Genomic DNA, 17,159 nt, shown 5'->3' on the forward strand with positions numbered 1-17,159 from the left:
CGCGTCTCGCGGGATTTCCTGGGTTCCCGCCTTCGCGGGAACGACGGGCGTTATAACGCTCTTGAAAAGTAGGCCCCGTAGATACGATCTGAAGACCAGATTGATTATCTTCTGGCCAAATGGACATTACTTTTGGCAACCCGTATAACCGTTCAACCTACTTCAAGAAGGGGATCACGCATTGAACACCGAGCGTGCCCAGGACGAGACATAGAGTGCGTTTTGTGACGGCCACCGGGCTGCCTCAAAATCGTCCCCCAAGGAAGGACGGCGTTATGGCCACCACCGAAAAGCGACGAATTAGCGCTCAGCAACTTCTAACAGACATCCGTGCAGGTATGGACGGCGGGCAACTGAAGCAAAAGCATGGCCTGTCCGACAGGTCACTGGAATCCGTATTGCGCAAGCTGTCTGCAGCCGGTCACTTGACCGAAGCTGAGAAGCACAGGTTATCAGCGTCTTTGCCAACCCTGAATGTCGCCCCACGGGAGGATGCTCAGACTCCCACTCTGCAAAAATGTCCCGCGTGCGACGCCCTTTTGACATCTGAAAGCCCGGAATGCCCTGTCTGCGGAGTAATAGTGTCAAAGTTCGTTGCACTCCGGGAAGAGGGAAGCTGGGCCCCGTTAACCGTTCAGGAGAGCGATTCAAATGCGGGGAAGCGTTGGCTCCTCATCTGTTGCCTCCTCGCCGTAGTGGTTTTCGGAGCCGGGTATTTCTTGTTCTGGTCCAAAGACAAGGGCCGGGAGGAGCCTAAAGCCGTTGCAGGGAAAGGCGGACCTCAGTCGCAAGAAAAAGCGCTCAAGCAGTCCGGTACGAGAACCAAACCTCCAGCAGAGAAAAGCCGCAAGGAAAAAAAAGCCGATAAAGTTCCGAATATCTTCGTCATGAACACGGGGGAATTACTCGAACTGAAATTTGCTTCGGAAGGGCCTCCGCTGGGTCTGTCTGTAACCCAAGGGTCCGGAGGCGTACACTTCTTCGAAACGCCGGATCCGAATCAGGGTTTCAAGAAATTCCCCCCCGAGACAGACGCCAAGCGATATTACGACCGGTTTACCTTGGCCGGGCAAACTTTTCTGATGATCACCGAGGGATCAAATCCGCCGCAGATCTACCTTGATGCCAACCGAAACGGTGACATGACAGATGACCCCGGGCCTTTCGTCGGCGAAGGGCCAAGCGCAGCGCCAAATCACTATACTCTGGAATTACCTTACAAGGGAGAAGAGACCGCGGTACCTTATCGGTTGTGGCTTTTCCCGAGCAACATGGGCGGCATACGCTTCTACCCCAAGTGCTACTGGGAAGGGCAGATCGAACTCAACGGCAATCCCTACAAGGTGGTCACATTCGATGGGAATGCCGACGGTGACTATTCCAACGATCCAGTGATTATCGACGCGGACAATGACGGCAAGGTCGCGGATTCGGAACGGCTGCAGCCTGGGCAAAGCCTCTCCGTAGCCGGAATCGAAGTGAAACTTCTGGCCATCGCGCCGAGCGGTCGCTGGGTCCGGCTGGAGTACTAGGCTCACAGCACTTATAGCAGCTCTCGAAAGTAATCACCGACTGAATTGTGGGTGCCACTGCTGAAACTGTCTCAGAACTGAGGATTTCATCGGCCGGCCGGTAGGGGCGGTTCGTGAACCGCCCGAAATCAGGGCGCTTCTCGAAGCGCCCCTACACGGAAATGTATCCATTTTAGGGTTTTGAGACAGTTTCTGCTGGCTTGTCCAGCAGTGCGATTCCAGTCGGAAAGAACTTTCGAGAACCGCTGTAAAACGGCGTTTTGCACGAGAGTGTCCACATCCGCGATAACCGGTTGAGAAAACGCTTCGTAATTCCGTAGAGGGGGCGAGTCTCGTCTTGGCTCATGTTGAACAGTAGTGGCGTGGGCACTCCATATCGCGGCCTTTCTCTCTGTTTTTGCTGGTGCGCTGAGAGAGGATTTCAACCTCTGGCTACTGCCCGCGCGCCGAATAGACCCCGGAAGCCGGCAGCATCGCTTTTTCTATGGTCAACCGGGGTGCTAAGGCAACTCCGAACATGAGCCAAGGGCAGACCTGACCCCTTTTCTATTAATTGATCCACAACTTCGACTGTTTCACAACCGCTTTTCAACTTGGCATCCCTCCGGGAGGAGTTGTTGTCAGTATGGGGCAAGATAAGAAAGACACTTCACCGCAGAGCGCCCCGGACTTTGATCCGGGGGTGAGTCCCTACGCTCTTGCAGCATGAACCGGAGATTCTTCATGAAAACTCGACGCATTCCCGTGGTCACAAAGTGGTGGCTGGCTCTGGTCTTGATGCCGCCGCTGTCGTCCGGTATGCTGGATGACACTGCGTGGTATTGAGTCCGAAGATACATGAGTTCCAGGAGGAAGCAATGAACAAAGCGATCACACTCTTCGGGCGCACTGCTTGTATTCCCCTTATGGTGTTTCTTTTGGGGCCAGCCCTGTTCGCCGCCGATGACACCAAAACGATTCGCGCGGAACTCTCGACCTGGACCGACTACGCGATTACGAAATCTGGCTGGAAATCGATCGTGAACGAAACCTTTGGATTTTCTTTCCAAGTTCCTGCCTCGAGTAGAATAGAGCGGCATATTTCCAGCGGTGGAAGATTCGAGTACATTCGATTTCAAAACTACGAGTTCGACGATTCACTAGAGCCGTTTAACCAGCCTGGCAGATATTGGCTAGAAATATTTGTGTACGATCATGCGACCGGGCAAAAAATGTTGGAACCGTGTCCAAGGTTAATACCAAACCCTACCATTTTGTCCAAGGACGGCGCCACACTGTATCGAGGTGACTGTAGAGTCAGGGGTACCGAGGAAGGTGAATCAGATCGTGAGTTCTGTTTATGCGCCCAGATGGGCAAGTTCGAGGTTTGGATCCAGGCAGCAGAAAGCAATAAACACAAAGCGATTCTGGATCAGATTTCCAGAAGTTTCTCATTCAAAACAACGGTTGGCAAATAGTAATTGGTCTCCTCCTGTTCTGCAGAGAGTGAACTTCTAGGGCGTAAAGGCAGGCCAGGGCTATATACTTTATCGGAGAGAGATAACCTAGGGGCGATGCAAAATGGCCATTGTCAAATCCTAAATCTTAATCGGCTAATCACAATGTCCGGAGGAGTGCCATGCCAATAGACAGCGCGAGGGACTTTATTTTGTCGCACCTCAATCAGCTGCAACTTCGACAGCCGGAGCCAGTGGAATCAGAGGCCTTCATATTGCCTTCTGAAGCTATGCCAGATCATGGGTTTGGCTTCAGAATTACAGCCGGCTTCGATGACGTTAAGAAGGGGTCACCCATTCCAGGAGGGTGGCATGAACAGCACGTCCCGGCCCGGTGAAGATGAGTTCGAGACATTAATTACCATGCTCCGCTCTGAAGGTCATGACCAAGTTGCGCAGCGACTGCACATGCTGCTTCATGAAATAGCCTGGACAACGGGGTCGGAGTTGACAGGTGAGCTTGGACTCGAGATTGTCAAGTTTCAGCGCAGTGCTCCCAAGGTGAGTCCTGCGTTACAAGAGCTGCTAGCTTATTGCATGAACAGAGTTAAACAGGTATGGCCGAACATAGAAAAGGTACGAGCCTTCTGAGGCCGAAACGAGGCTCCACGTGAAAAGGGGTCAAAAAGGGGCAGTCTGCCCTTGACTCATCTCACGACGAAACGGTTGCAGGGAGTTCGAGTTCTTGGATTTGGTGGAGGCGGCGGGAATCGAACCCGCGTCCGGAAATCTTCGGACAAGGCGTCTACATGCTTATTCCGAGATTTGTGTCTCGCCCGGTGAGGCCCCCTCGGAACAGGTTCTCACCAGACCAACCCGCTAAATGTTTCGCGTCAACCCCAACGGGTCCGGAGTATCGGCTATCCCGCTAACGTCGCCTCTTCCACCCTCGCAGGAGAAAGGCGGAGAGACGCTAGCCTTACGCGGCTAGAGCGTACTCGTGATTATCGGCGAGTATGTTTATTACCGGCGGTTTAACGAGTCACCGGAGTGCTCGACATGCAACCTTGACCTCAACTATCCCCGTCGAAACCAGGGCGCCCCCTTTCGTTAGATAATCACTCGAAATCGTTCGAAGCCAAAATAAAAGACAGTCACCTGTGCCTTTTGTTTCATTTTTCCGTGAAAGAAAGTCGTCCTCGCGCTCTTTTCCAAAAGCTACATATTTTATTCGCTGTGTGTCTTTCGCCACCGGCGGAAGACACACAGCGAGCAGGATATGAAAGTTTTTGGGGAGGGGCGTGGGGAGGCACTTTTTACAAAAAGGGCCTCCCCACAATCTCTTCTCTATCTCTTCTCTTCTCCTAGCGCAGCTTGTATTTGGCCATGCGTTCCATTTCGCGGCGCTGGTCTTTCTTCTTTATGGCTTCCCTTTTGTCGTAGACCTTCTTACCTCTGGCAAGGGCCATTTCCACTTTGACCTTACCATTCTTGAAGTAAAGTTTCAATGGAATGACAGAAAAGCCTCTTTCGCTTACCTTGCCGAACAGTTTTCTGATCTCCTTTTTGTGAAGGAGCAGCTTGCGTTCACGCAGCGGTTCGTGATTCTCGCGGTTGGCCTGAGCGTACGGCGAAATGTGAGCATCGACAAGGAAGGCTTCCCCGCCAATGAATTTAGCATAAGCATCGGAGAGATTGGCCTTGCCGTTTCGGAGGGACTTTACTTCGGAACCTAGCAGGGCGAGGCCTGCTTCAAAAGTATCTTCTATCTCGAAGTTGAAATAGGCTTTTCGGTTCTTACATATAATTTTTACATGATCGTCCTGTTTCATAACGAGGCACTAGGTCTGATCGACAAAATAGTCGTTCGGGAAGCGCTCCCTGATCCACCCTTCCAGCAGGCAGTGAATCTCCTGAGCCTCCTGCATCTGAAAAGCCTTCTGAGTCAATTCGCGGCATTCGTCCATGCTTATCAGGCGAATAAACTTCTTAACTATTGGGATAGAGAGAGCATTCATCGAAAGCTCGTCGAGCCCTAGTCCCATAAGAATCGGGATGTTAAGAGGATCGCCGGCCATTTCTCCGCACATTGCTACCTCAATACCTGTGGCCTGGCCGACGGACACTATTTGGCGAATCAGCCGAAGCACAGCAGGATGCAGGGTGTCGTAGAGATAGCTGACGTGCTCGTTCACTCTGTCGATTGCCAAGGCGTACTGTATCAGGTCGTTCGTGCCAATGCTGAAGAAATCCACCTCACGGGCCAGCAGGTCCGCTATGGCAACAGCCGCGGGCACCTCCACCAGAATCCCCAGCTTCATCCGCCGGCTGAATTCCTGACCCTCGGAAACGAGTTCGGCTTTGACATCTTCAAGAATGGCCTTGCTCATGTGGAGTTCCGTGAGACACGAGATCATAGGGATCAACAGCCGGCAATCCCCATGAACCGAGGCCCTTAAAATAGCCCGAAGCTGAGTCTTGAAAATGTCCCGTCGTTCGAGACAGAGGCGAATAGCCCTCAAGCCCAGCGCAGGGTTTGACTCTTGGGAAACGGTGATTCCCGCGGCCAGTTTGTCACCGCCCACATCCAATGTGCGAATGGTCACAGGATTGGGACGATTATGGCTCAGGACCTGTCGATACGCTTCAAATTGCTGGTCTTCAGACGGCAAGTCACGCCTGCCGAGGAATAGATACTCGGTGCGAAACAGGCCGATGCCTTCCGATCCGTGATTGAGCGCTATTTCGATTTCGTCAACAAGCTCGATGTTTGCGGAAATCCTTACCGATCGGCTGCCGTCCCGGGTTACCGCGGGCAATCGGCCGTAGGTCATCAATGACTGCTGGTACTTGCTGTATAGTTCCTGCCTTTGCCTGTACCGTAACAGCATTTCCGGGTCCGGGTTAATGATCACAACCCCGGTGCTCCCATCAATGATGACAGTATCTCCGGTCTGGGCTGTTTGGGAGATATTTTCTAGGCCTGTTACCGCGGGCAATTTCAGGGACCTGGCAATGATCGCGGTATGAGATGTCTTGCCCCCCATATCGATTGCGAACCCGAAAACACTCTCGCGTTTGATCTGCGCAGTGTCCGCGGGTGAAAGATCGTGAGCCACGATCACCGAGTTCGGTGGTAGCTGATGGATCTTGCTTTCAGGCGAGATCCCCATGAGTATTCGCAGGACCCTTTCTCCCACGAAGTGTATATCCCTGGCCCTTTCCTTCAGATAATCGTCTTCGATGGTGTCGAAGGCCGACATAATCTTCGCTATTGTTTCGGAAACGGCCCATTCCGCGTTTTGTTGTTCACTGGAAATTGCATGCTTGGTTCCCTCGAAAAACATGCGGTCTTCGAGCAGCAAGATGTGCGTATCAAGAATGTATGCGTGATCGCCCAGAGGATGATGTGGACCGATGCGGCTCTTTATATCTTTGAGGTGGTCTGCCGCGGTCCTTACCGCGGATTCGAACCGGACGACCTCTGCTTGGATCTCGTGGGGTTTGAGGACCCAACGGGGACAGATCTCCTCCGTGAGGCGCTCGATCACCACCACCTGGCCGATACCTACGCCGCCCGAAACCCCAATTCCCTTCATCAAGGTATTTATGGAGTTATTGGCAGAGGGAGCCGAGCCGGGTGTCCCGGTTTTACTTGTTATCGAATTCTTCATTTTGGATCAGTCGGCCTATTTCTTCGAGGGCTTGCCTGGAATCGGGGCCTTGCGCTCTTACAACGATTTCGCTCCCGGGTGTCGCGGCCAGGAGCAGCAACCCTAGCACACTTCTGGCGTCAACTTCCACACCGTCCTTGCCCAGGGTAACTTTGCTGGCATAATTGCGCATTGTCTGGACGATCATGGTCGCTACTCTGGCGTGAAGCCCGAGCTGATTGCCGACCGTCAAGGTCTCCTCGATTATTTTCTCTTCGAGCATCATCCGGATTTTAACCGCCTGTAAGTATTACGAACAAAATCATGGCTTGCATGAACACATTCGCGTTGACCGGTTCCAGATGTCTCTTGACCGCGTCTTCTCTCCTCGAGGCCGGACACAGGTTTCTCAAAGCACGGCGGACGCAAAACCATAACCTGATCTCCTGCATTTTTGCGTGATTCCGGAGAGTTCTCAACAAGAGAGGCCGCCAAGAAACCCGAGCACTCATTTTTTCCACACGGACCGGTCGCGGTTCGCCGGCAGCATGATTTCACCTTAAACTACCGATGCAGGCCTGTCAATGGCACGCGGGCCACCTGAAGGAACTATTCGGTTCAGGATATGGAAAGTGATTCGCATCTCTCTGGAATTGCGGCGGCGTGAGCCCGAATTAATCTTCTGCACGGCCAAAACCTGGATTGCTTTCCCGCGGAACGTGCGATTTCACTGCTAGCGACGAAAAGGGGACGATATTTATCTTCTTATACTTTTTCTCGAAAGTAATCACGGATTGGCCAGCGGGTGCCTCTGCGGGCTTCATCTTGACCCGCCTAGTAATTTGCGGCGGGCCAATAGGCCGCCCTACATTTGTAGTTCCAGGCTTGATCTCGTCTCCCGTAGGGGGGCCTATTGGCCGCCGTTGACCCGGCCAAAAACTCTGGCCTCATTCCGCGAAAACTTCTGAGAATCACTATAACCGAGGTGTTACAGGGCTGATTCAAGGAACCAGGGTTTTCGATGTTCCTCGACAAACAGGCCCGCAATCAATTATTCACGCCCAGGTCATCCACAGTGGGAGGGATGGGCACTCTCCTCCCGCCGGGAATGGTCTGATCCGCTTCGCTGAAGGAGGGACCTCCTTGCAAGAACTCTTTGAGTGGAGCGCAAGAGGCTGAAAGGAGCACCATTCCGACCAAGAGGAAGGCCGCGGCTACCTGCCAGAAAACCTTGGTTAGTTTTAGTCCCATGCGGCACCTCTTTGGATTATCGGCTTTAACAGCTCCATGCACGAAGCGTTGTGTCAGAACATTTAATCCTGGGCCTATGTATGCCTGATTCTTAGGCAAAAATCAAGAGGGTGCCGTCGGCGGAGAATGATGCCACGGTATTGGAAAAAATACTTGACTCGTAGCACGAAAGCGCCTATCGTAATATCACGCTCCGCCGGCAGGCCCGTCAATACTTCAAGGAGATCAGTACCGTGGGATATTCACATCGCATAGTGGTCTTTGCCATGGCCGTTTTCTTGATGGCGTACGGTACCGCCCTGGCGCATTTCGCCATGATCATTCCATCCAAAGATGTGGTTGGGAAGGACGACAAGAAGGAGATCGGCCTCCTGATTCAGTTCACTCATCCGTTCGAGGGCGGGCCTCAAATGCAGATGGACAAGCCGGAGAAGTTTGGAGTCGTGATCGGCGACAGTGCAATAGACTTGCGGGAGAACCTACGAGAGAAAAACGTGGAAGGCAAGTCCGTATGGGAAACCAACTTCAAGATAACCAAGCCTGCTGATTACGTTTTCTTTCTCCAACCTAAACCATATTGGGAGCCGGCGGAAGACAAGTTCATCGTTCACGTGACAAAGGTGATCGTCGATGCTTTGGGCGCCGAGGAGGGATGGGACAAACCCATAGCGGCAACAGCCGGCATACCTGCCGAGATCGTGCCCTTAACCCGGCCTTACGGTTTGTATGCAGGCAATTTGTTCACCGGTCAAGTTTTCAAGGATGGCAAGCCTTCAGCGGAAACCAATGTCGAAGTGGAATGGTGGGGTAAAGGGAAGACTAAGGCCCCCACCGACTCCCATGTGAAGCAGGTGGTGAAAACCGACGCTAATGGGCTTTTTTCCTTTACCATGCCCAAACCCGGTTGGTGGGGGTTCTCTGCCGTTATGGAGGCTGATGAGCCTGTAAAACATCAGGGAAACGATAAGAAGGTGGAACTCGGAGCAGTTATCTGGGTTCACGCTTATCCGATGCAGTAAGGGAAAAATGCACGTTTCTGAAGGCATCCTCGGAGTTCCGGTGCTTGCTGCGGGAGCGGCCCTTACGCTGGGAGGAGTGACCATCGGGCTTAGGAAAATGAGCTATGACAAACTGCCCGAAGTCGCTGTGCTCTCTTCCGTCTTCTTTATTGCGTCGCTGATTCACGTTCCTATCGGGCCATCCGCGGCTCACCTGGTCCTGACCGGAATCTGCGGCCTGTTGCTGGGATGGGCGGCGTTCCCGGCCATTCTAGTGGGATTGACTCTTCAGGCGCTCCTTTTTCAGTTTGGAGGTCTGACAACCCTGGGAGTGAACACGTTCAACATGGCCTTCCCTGCGGTACTAATGTCTCTTGCATGCGGAAGGGCCATTCAAAGCTCCCACCCCGTGATAAGGGGCGTGGGCGAATTCGTGGCAGGTGCGGGAGCTGTGGTTTTCGCGGGCATTCTGGTGGCTCTTTGTCTGGTCGCTACTGGAGAGGCTTTCGGCACTGCAGCCAAATTGATTATCATAGCTCATGTCCCTGTAATGATAATCGAAGGAATAATAACGGTTTTTCTCGTGGAATTCGTCCGAAAGGTCAGACCTGAAATGCTACCGGGAAAGGGTTCCCTATGAGACATCGCGTACCGAGCAATAGCATGGTCAAATTGTGCTCAGGACTTGCGATGGCCGCCGCGATTGCCCTTCTGGGTCTGCCATCGGCCGGGGCTCACAATGTGAACGTGTACGCGTATTTGGAAACCGGTCGAATGGTGGTTCAGGGGTATTTCGGCGGTAAAGCCAAGGCTGTGGACTGTGTGGTCGAGTTACTCGACGGTGAAGGGACAAAGCTCGCAGATGGAAGAACCGATGCCAGTGGTGTCTGTGCTTTTCGGTTGACGGATCTGCCTCGTTTGCAGGGCGATTTGAAAGTGGTCCTCCACGCGGGAATGGGCCACCGGGCGGAATTCACACTGACCGCCGCGGAACTGGCAGGCGGTGCCAACAGCACCGGAGCCGCTTCAGAGCAGCGACCGCAAACCAAGGACCGACCTGAGACCGCGACCATAGAGGGAAACTACCCGGTCACCGACCAGACCGGGCTGAAAAAGGCGATGGAAGAAGCTTTGGACAGCAGGCTTCAGCCGCTGGTTGCAATGATCGGCAATCAGCAAAAGCTTCTTTTGGAGCAAAAGAATAAAGGGCCGGGCGTGATCGAAGCCATAGGCGGAATCGGCTGGATCCTCGGTATCTTTGGTCTGGCCGCCTATTTTATGAGCCGAAGGCGTGGCGGATAAATCGGGAGTATTTTCTTCGGAAGGGCTTTCCTCCCGGCGTTTTACTTTTTTTCGGAGACTTTGCGAATGGAAATAGAAGAATTCTCCCTCGGTAACTCCTTTATCCATAAAATGGATCCTCGCGTAAAGATCATCGCGGCGTTTGTCTTTTCGGTGGTGGTAGCGCTGAACAATTCCATATCCGCGTGTGCGGTTTCGTTGGTGTTCCCGTTGATACTGATTGCAGTGGCCCGAATCAGCATCGCCAGAGTGCTCTTTAGGCTCGCGGTGGTAAACGGGTTCATTCTTTTCCTCTGGCTCTTTCTTCCTTTCACCCATCCCGGGGAAACGATCTATTCCATCGGCCCGCTTGAAGTACATCGGGAAGGCGTGCTTTACGCCTTGCTGATAACCCTGAAGTCCAATGCAATAATCCTTGCGGTCATAGCTCTTTTGGGCACTTCTCAAGTGTTTACACTTGTCCACGCGTTGAGCCACATGGGGGTGCCGGACAAGCTGGTGCACCTCTTCTTTTTCTGTTTCCGGTACGTCCATGTGATTCATGTGGAGTATCACAAGCTCCTGAATGCAATAAGAATCCGGGGGTTCAGGCCTGGAACGAACCTGCACACCTACCGTACCTATGCTTATCTTGTAGGGATGCTGCTGGTGAAGAGCTTCGATAGATCCAGAAGCATTCTCCGGGCGATGAGGTGTCGCGGGTTCAAAGAAAAGTTCTACATTCTCCACCATTACGAAATGAAGAGGCTTGATTACCTGCTCGCAGCCTGGAGCGCACTTTCTTGCGGAGTGATTTTGATAGTAAGATGATTCATCTCAGCAACATACGATTCAAGTACAACTCCCGATACATCTTGGACGGCCTGGACCTTCGCGTGAATCCTGGTGATCGCATAGGTCTGCTCGGGCCGAACGGATCAGGCAAGACAACCTTGTCCCATATCATCATGGGGCTGCTGTTCCCGGAATCCGGAGAAGTCGAAATCTTTGGGAAGCTCAGGACCAAGGAAGCGGACTTCACAGATGTTAGGGGCCGTATCGGCTTCCTTTTTCAGGACGCGGACGACCAGCTTTTTTGCCCTACCGTGCTGGAAGACATGGCGTTCGGTCCGCTCAACCTGGGAAAGAGCCCTGAAGAGGCCAAACGGATCGTTGCCTCCACGCTGGCCACTCTTAAACTTGACGGGTTTGAAGAGCGGGTGACCTACCGTCTGTCCGGCGGGGAAAAGCGACTCGTGTCCTTGGGCACGGTGCTTGCCATGCAGCCGGAAATCCTGATACTTGACGAGCCAACCGGCGGCCTCGACGAAGAGACGACCGAACGCCTGATCCATATCCTACGAGATTCAGACATTGCCTACATGATCATTTCTCATGACCGGGATTTTATCAAGCGGACTACGACAACATTGCTGGAGATCAAAGGGGGCCAAATTCGACCTGCTGATTGGAAAAGCCTTGAGACGTAGATCTCTCATCGGGGGCCAGTTGCGAGTAGGGAAACGCGCAGCCCAGCCCCTGCAGTTTTGATGCGCGCTTGGCCGGCTTGACACTGGAAAAATGATTGACAAAACGGCCACACAGTGTTTTATGAAGAAAAAGTAGTATTCGACCCTGCGGGCTCCCCAATGTGGATTAATAGGGAATCCTGTGAGAATCAGGAGCGGGCCCGCCGCTGTAAACGGGTACTGGAGCCGTTTTATGCCACTGGGGCTTAACTGCCCTGGGAAGGCTCGGCTACAGGACGATCCGTGAGCCAGAAGACCTGCCCGCAGGGAGGAAGTACCAACCACCGGAGGAGTTGTGGGGTGCATCCAGAGGTACAAGGAACAGGTCGGTCCGTGGACCCATGAGGTCCAGGGACTTTTTTTGTTCTTGGTGTAGTAGCCTCTTTCGAGCAGGATCCCTTTTAGCTCTCGAATCCTCAGGGAAGACCGTCCGGACACGGGCGTCCCTGCAGATCATGGCCTAAAGGCTTGCCCTCCTTCACTGACCCCTTCGGATTCCCATCGCGTCGAACAAAATGGCTGGAATTGAGGCGCTCTTTCGAGGCTCCAGGAGCGCGGAAAGAAATTGGAGCAACCAATAGCGTAGCTGAAGGAGGTAGTAATGAACAGGAGAATAGTTGCGATTGCGGTTTTTTCTGCCCTTGTCACGCTTGCGGCGACCTTTACCGCGGCTTCGGGGGGCAAGTACGGGACCAAGCAAGAAACGAAGAAGGGGATACTCCTTGTAGCTTTCGGAACAAGTGTGCCTGAAGCTCAAAATGCATTTCGTCAGATAGAGAAGCGGGCAAACGAGTCGTTCCCGAATGTTGATGTCAAATGGGCCTACACCTCGAAGGTTATACGCGACAAGCTCCGGAAGCAGGGAAAGCAGTTGGATTCTCCTGAGGTTGCTCTCGCCAAAATGATGGAGGACGGTTACACCCATGTGCTGGTGGCGTCGTTCCATACCATCCCGGGAGAGGAATTTCATGACCTGCAGACGAACTCACACGCGTTCGATAGCATGAAAGGGGGAATCAGGCGGATTCGGGTCTCCAGGCCGCTGCTTTCTTCTCGTGATGACCATGAAAAAGTGGCCAAGGCCTTGATGAAATCGATTCCCAGGGAACGAAAGCCGCTGGACGCTGTCGTGTTCATGGGGCACGGCTCCGAGCATCATCCAGCAGATGACGCTTATGCCGCCATAAACTATTGGTTCGGAAAGATTGATCCGAACGTGTATGTAGGAACAGTCGAGGGCCAGCCGAAGATCGAGGAATTTCTTCCAGAACTCAAGAAAAAAAGCACCAAAAAAGTCTACCTCGCGCCTCTCATGTCAGTGGCCGGAGACCACGCCAGGAACGACATGTGCGGGGACGAGCAGGATAGCTGGAGGTCGATTCTCAGGAAGAACGGGATGGAAGTCGAATGCATCCTGAAAGGGACGGCAGAGATCCCCGAGGTTGTGGACGTCTGGATTGATCACATGAAAAAGGCTTTCTCTAATTTCGAGTAGGCCCGCGTGACCCTGGCCACTGCTCCGACCGGCTACTCGGAAGCTTGAAAACAATTTAAAGAGTTCTTCTTGGCACGTTTTTCAATTGTGTGCTATTATCAGCATATCTTTTTAACTTGAGTAGCACACTATTTCTGGGAGGAGGGAACATGCGAGAGGTTAAGGGTCTCCTTTCGGCGGTATTCCTGGCTGTATACCTGTGTTTCTCCGGCCCCGCGGCGCAGGCCTGGGAATTCCAGTTGGAGGGAGCGTTCAGTTGGACCCACGAGTGGTATAGCCAGCAGGGTACCAAGGGTTTTTTGGGCCTTTACAACGTGGACAACGGTGTTGGTACCAGGGCCGGGAACCTGAATTTCTGGAACGGTGGCCAGTTCGACACCAATATTACTACCGGAGCAAAGGCGAACTGGTCGTACTTCAACGTGGAGTTTCTCCCCAAGATCAGGATAAACGAGGCCATAAGGCTCTCTGCCAAGTACCGCCTGGGCACTTTCAATGATTTCAATGCCCCGGATTACCACACGTACGAGTCTCCCGGGGTTAACCGCGCGTTCAGCGAGGGCCAGTGGACCATGTTCTGGGCCACAGCGCAATTGCCCATAGGGATTTTGGCCATAGGCAAGAGGCCCTGGTCCTTCGGCACAGGGCTCCAGTACGACGGAGAAGATGCGGCCACGACCGAATCGATGGCCCTGGTGGCCCCTTTCGGTCCGCTGGACATCGGGATCGCGTACTCTCCGTACAGGTTTGTGGGTACATCCAGCATCGCGTCAATAAGGTCGGCTGCAAACTCGACCTTTGTCTTGTTCGGAGGGGACGACTATTTCAATCTGCCCATATATCCGTTGACCGTTCCCCTTACCGTGGCAAACGGACAGTACTTCAGCCGCGCGGACTCGAGCGGTACCTTTTCCAAGGACTTTCTCCTGTTCATGACCTATTCCCAGGGTCCTATAACAGCAGGGGTACTCGGATCGTACGGAGGGTATCACATAGGTCCGGAAGCGTTGTTAATAGATCCTCTCAATCCGCCTGTCTTCCCCTTGGTGGCCCAGGACTCGGAAATCTTCCACGGTACAGCGTTTTTCAAGTACAACAACGGCCGGTTTTTCCTCAATAGTGAGGCTGCCTGGGCGTACTGGACCGACAGGTGGAGCGGCGACTTGAACCCTGCCGTGGTATTTCAGCCCCCCGGCGGTTTTATTCCCAATCCTTCCTATGTGGAGCAATGGCGGTACATGATTGAAATGGGGGTCATATCAGGTCCTGCTAAGCTGAGCCTCCTCCTTTCCAGGCTCCCCGGTCCGGACAGGAGAGCGGGCATAATCATAGGCAAGCAGCCGGCCCTGTTTGTCAGACACCCCCTCTATGACAATCATCTGGGCAACTTTGACGTATTCAGGCCTTACTCGTACATGCTCGGGTACAATTACGGAGGTGGGCTCAACGCGTATAATCTCAACGGGAACGGGTTCTTACGTGACGCTTTTGTTCTGGCCGCAAGGCTCGACTATGCCGTGGCATCCAATCTCAACCTTTTCGGTACCTTCACCTATGCAAATCGTACCTCCAACGGTTACAGCTGGGGTTGTATAGGCCCCAACGCGGGCCTTGGATCTTTCAGCCTGGTGCCCGACGGGAACCTGAATTTCAATTTCAACAGGTACCCCGCGTCTCCGAATATTCCGGATACCTCCCTGGGGTACGAGATCGATGCGGGATTGGACTGGAAGCTCCTGGAGGGTTGTACAGCCGGGGGGCTGGTGGCTTATTGGCAGCCGGGCAAATGGTTCAATTATGCGTGCGTAGACAGGTCGGTCCCCGGTTGGGAGACAGGCGTGGCCGGGAACTTCTTCGGCACGAGACCTGACAGAAGGATCGACCCGGTATTGGGCGGGCAGTTTAATTTGAGATTTTCCTTCTAAACAACAAAAACTTCTCGATTTCGAGTCTTGTAAAGGCGCTTCAAGTAGACTTTGAGCGCCGATGGAGCGGAGGCTGCAAAAATGAAAACAATGGCGGTTTTCTTACTGATCGTGATCCCGCTGGCGGCAATGGCCGCGCACTCGGACACCGATATAATCTCTGTTATAGGCCCACAGGGCTGCTTGGATCGTCCTCTGACCGTTGGAAATCCGCACCCACGCCCCTATGTTCCCCAGGCATCACTCTACCCGGCCTTTTCAGCACTCTTAATCGCTGATGCAAAGAGTGGAGACTCCCTGATCCCAAATGTGGACGGAGACCTTGACCTTCGAGATGTCGACTGGGACAAAATCAAGGCCGGCAGGAATGGAAGCAATAACAATCAGGATAAGGGCCCAAAAAGGGCTAGTGCCGAGCCCAAAGACGATGACGTCGAGGACGAAAAGGACGATGAGAAGGGAGACCAAGGAGGAGAAGAAGGGGGCCCTGACCGACTTTGGGACTCGTGCAAGCTGGGCTGAAAGCGCATTGTCCGGGTTGCCGTAAACAATGGAGGGATTGGCCTGTGACTGTCCGGCGGTCTTTCATAGGAAAAGTCTAAAACTCCGGGACTTGCCTCTGGGGCGCGCCGCGGCCGGCTTTGCCGGCAGCGGCGCCCAGGCAATAACCTTCACCCATTGGATGCCGGATGAAAGCGGCTTCAAATTGTGGAATCATTTTGATCAAGACCGGTCACTTGCAGAGTAACCGTTCACCGGGACGGTCTTAAGGCCTTAGAATCACGATGGGGGAGGCTTGGAGGGAGAGATGGTCTCCCCCTCCATCCCCACCGGGCGCACCACGCCCAGGCGTGGAAGCCCGGTGAACGATTACCTTGCAGATCACCGCAACGCCAAGTTCATCATGTGCGGTCGGCTTCTATGAATTCCTCCCGCGTGCCATCCCGATGGTCCACCATGTACAGGATGGGTGCCTTGTCTCGCAACGCGTCCAGTAATTTAGGCAGCTTTCGGCGATCGAGCCCGAACACCCGCAAGTATAAGCGGCGAAAACCTGGCGTCGCCCGCTCATAAGAGGTCAGAATACTCACAAGACGCCCCGCGTACTCTCGTATGATGTCTGTGACGTCCTTGATGGAGCCTGGCCGGTCGTCGACCTGAAAGGCGAATTGTACCCCTCGCTTCTCCAGGCCGGTGAGAGAGATTAAGGCCCTGAAGAGGTCCGCCTGAGTGATTATCCCCACCACGGCGCCGTTTGCATCCAATACCGGAGCGCCTGAGATCCTGTTTTGGAGGAGAACTGACGCGGTCTCTTCCAATGTAAAGTCAGGCGGGACGGTAATCGGGTTTTTTGTCATTATGTCCCCGACCTGGATTTTTGAGAGCAGGTAACCCAGCTCATGAACGTCCAGCGTCGTTGCGTCCGAAGCGGAGGCCCTCTTCAGATCCCGATCCGTAATCACGCCTACGAGATCTCCTCCCTTGAGTACGGGCAGCAGGGCAATCTGCTTGTCCTTCATCGAGGTGATGGCGTCCTGCATGGAAGCACTGATGTCTATCGGGACCACGTCTTTGTTCATCCAGTATTTCACTAACATTTCCCTTCTCCTTTTCCGTTCGGGCCATGTCGCCTCTGACTTATAATACTCTGAAGCAACTGCCATGCCATTAGACTGAGCCGTCGGAGAGATGGATTGTCCTCCAAGGCAAGTTCGCTGTGGGTGCAGGATCAGAAATGTTGTTTCAAGCAGGTTATCTGCACGGAGACCGCACGTGCATAATTGTTTCGTTCACACCTTCCTCGTCTGAAAGCACGTTGCAAACAGGGTGCTGCGGCCTCGAACCCAGGCCTGTGCGTGTCAGCGTTTTTTACAACGTGTCAAGACCCCGGGGGCAGTAAAGACGTCCGTTCCCTCCGCGGACATTCCGCGGTGGATGAAACGGGATGGAAATACCGCTCGGCTTGCCGGGACGACCACACACTGCCTTTAACACCGAATGTACGGTCAAACAAGTAACATTGAGTGAGGCCGGCGAAGGCAGCGACCCATCTTCCCGA

17 protein-coding genes, 1 other RNA gene and 1 riboswitch are annotated in these 17,159 nt (G+C 53.5%); of the genes, 11 read left to right on the top strand and 7 right to left on the bottom strand.

The features are described from left to right. Window positions 1-275: 275 nt before the first annotated feature. From HY913_09005 to HY913_09015, 3 genes are all read left to right on the top strand, one after another. Window positions 276-1,532 carry a hypothetical protein gene (locus HY913_09005; protein MBI4963404.1) on the top strand — a complete coding sequence of 419 codons (1,257 nt, stop codon included), beginning with the start codon at window positions 276-278 and terminating at the stop codon, window positions 1,530-1,532. Window positions 1,533-2,389: 857 nt separating this feature from the next. Beyond that, on the top strand, window positions 2,390-2,989 hold the full coding sequence (locus HY913_09010; protein ID MBI4963405.1) for a hypothetical protein: 600 nt from the start codon (window positions 2,390-2,392) through the stop codon (window positions 2,987-2,989). 351 nt (window positions 2,990-3,340) lie between these two features. Then, a complete protein-coding gene (locus tag HY913_09015) occupies window positions 3,341-3,619 on the top strand; it encodes a hypothetical protein (GenBank protein MBI4963406.1) in 279 nt (92 codons plus the stop codon). A gap of 101 nt (window positions 3,620-3,720) precedes the next feature. Here the strand turns inward: HY913_09015 and ssrA are convergent. The 6 genes from ssrA to HY913_09045 all read right to left on the bottom strand — a co-directional run bounded on the left by ssrA (window position 3,721) and on the right by HY913_09045 (window position 7,872). Further along, window positions 3,721-4,073: a transfer-messenger RNA gene (gene ssrA / locus HY913_09020) on the bottom strand. Between the two features lie 259 nt (window positions 4,074-4,332). Then, window positions 4,333-4,800, bottom strand: coding sequence for an SsrA-binding protein SmpB (smpB, locus tag HY913_09025; protein MBI4963407.1), 468 nt, complete (start codon window positions 4,798-4,800; stop codon window positions 4,333-4,335). Window positions 4,801-4,809: 9 nt separating this feature from the next. Beyond that, window positions 4,810-6,642, bottom strand: a complete 1,833-nt coding sequence (gene ptsP, locus HY913_09030) for a phosphoenolpyruvate--protein phosphotransferase (protein ID MBI4963408.1) — start codon at window positions 6,640-6,642, stop codon at window positions 4,810-4,812. Continuing rightward, the gene (locus tag HY913_09035; protein ID MBI4963409.1) at window positions 6,620-6,907 is read right to left on the bottom strand and encodes an HPr family phosphocarrier protein; all 288 of its coding nucleotides are present in this window, start codon (window positions 6,905-6,907) and stop codon (window positions 6,620-6,622) included. The genes ptsP and HY913_09035 overlap by 23 nt, the downstream gene beginning before the upstream one ends. A 7-nt stretch (window positions 6,908-6,914) precedes the next feature. Then, on the bottom strand, window positions 6,915-7,073 hold the full coding sequence (locus tag HY913_09040) for a hypothetical protein (GenBank protein MBI4963410.1): 159 nt from the start codon (window positions 7,071-7,073) through the stop codon (window positions 6,915-6,917). 595 nt (window positions 7,074-7,668) lie between these two features. Further along, complete coding sequence (locus HY913_09045) at window positions 7,669-7,872, bottom strand: hypothetical protein (GenBank protein MBI4963411.1); 204 nt, start codon at window positions 7,870-7,872, stop codon at window positions 7,669-7,671. Window positions 7,873-8,138: 266 nt separating this feature from the next. On the opposite strand from HY913_09045, the gene HY913_09050 reads away from it, so the two are divergent. From HY913_09050 to HY913_09085, 8 genes are all read left to right on the top strand, one after another. After that, on the top strand, window positions 8,139-8,891 hold the full coding sequence (locus tag HY913_09050; protein MBI4963412.1) for a DUF4198 domain-containing protein: 753 nt from the start codon (window positions 8,139-8,141) through the stop codon (window positions 8,889-8,891). A gap of 7 nt (window positions 8,892-8,898) precedes the next feature. Continuing rightward, window positions 8,899-9,510 (top strand): cobalt transporter CbiM, encoded by a 612-nt coding sequence (gene cbiM / locus HY913_09055; protein MBI4963413.1) that lies wholly within the window; start codon window positions 8,899-8,901, stop codon window positions 9,508-9,510. Then, entirely contained in the window at window positions 9,507-10,172 is a 666-nt protein-coding gene (locus tag HY913_09060) for a hypothetical protein (GenBank protein MBI4963414.1), read from the top strand. Before cbiM ends, HY913_09060 begins: the two co-directional genes overlap by 4 nt. A 66-nt stretch (window positions 10,173-10,238) precedes the next feature. Continuing rightward, window positions 10,239-10,982, top strand: a complete 744-nt coding sequence (gene cbiQ / locus HY913_09065; protein ID MBI4963415.1) for a cobalt ECF transporter T component CbiQ — start codon at window positions 10,239-10,241, stop codon at window positions 10,980-10,982. Further along, a complete protein-coding gene (locus HY913_09070) occupies window positions 10,979-11,641 on the top strand; it encodes an ABC transporter ATP-binding protein (protein MBI4963416.1) in 663 nt (220 codons plus the stop codon). The genes cbiQ and HY913_09070 overlap by 4 nt, the downstream gene beginning before the upstream one ends. Window positions 11,642-11,773: 132 nt before the next feature. Beyond that, window positions 11,774-11,960, top strand: a riboswitch (cobalamin riboswitch). Window positions 11,961-12,281: 321 nt separating this feature from the next. Next, a complete protein-coding gene (locus HY913_09075) occupies window positions 12,282-13,175 on the top strand; it encodes a sirohydrochlorin cobaltochelatase (protein ID MBI4963417.1) in 894 nt (297 codons plus the stop codon). A 149-nt stretch (window positions 13,176-13,324) separates the two neighbouring features. Further along, the gene (locus tag HY913_09080; GenBank protein ID MBI4963418.1) at window positions 13,325-15,100 is read left to right on the top strand and encodes a hypothetical protein; all 1,776 of its coding nucleotides are present in this window, start codon (window positions 13,325-13,327) and stop codon (window positions 15,098-15,100) included. 81 nt (window positions 15,101-15,181) lie between these two features. Further along, window positions 15,182-15,622, top strand: a complete 441-nt coding sequence (locus HY913_09085; protein ID MBI4963419.1) for a hypothetical protein — start codon at window positions 15,182-15,184, stop codon at window positions 15,620-15,622. 380 nt (window positions 15,623-16,002) lie between these two features. Here the strand turns inward: HY913_09085 and HY913_09090 are convergent, their stop codons facing one another. Then, complete coding sequence (locus HY913_09090; protein MBI4963420.1) at window positions 16,003-16,698, bottom strand: CBS domain-containing protein; 696 nt, start codon at window positions 16,696-16,698, stop codon at window positions 16,003-16,005. Between the last annotated feature and the right edge of the window lie 461 nt (window positions 16,699-17,159).

It is taken from the genome of Desulfomonile tiedjei (assembly GCA_016212925.1).
Taxonomy (GTDB): Bacteria; Desulfobacterota; Desulfomonilia; order Desulfomonilales; family Desulfomonilaceae; genus JACRDF01.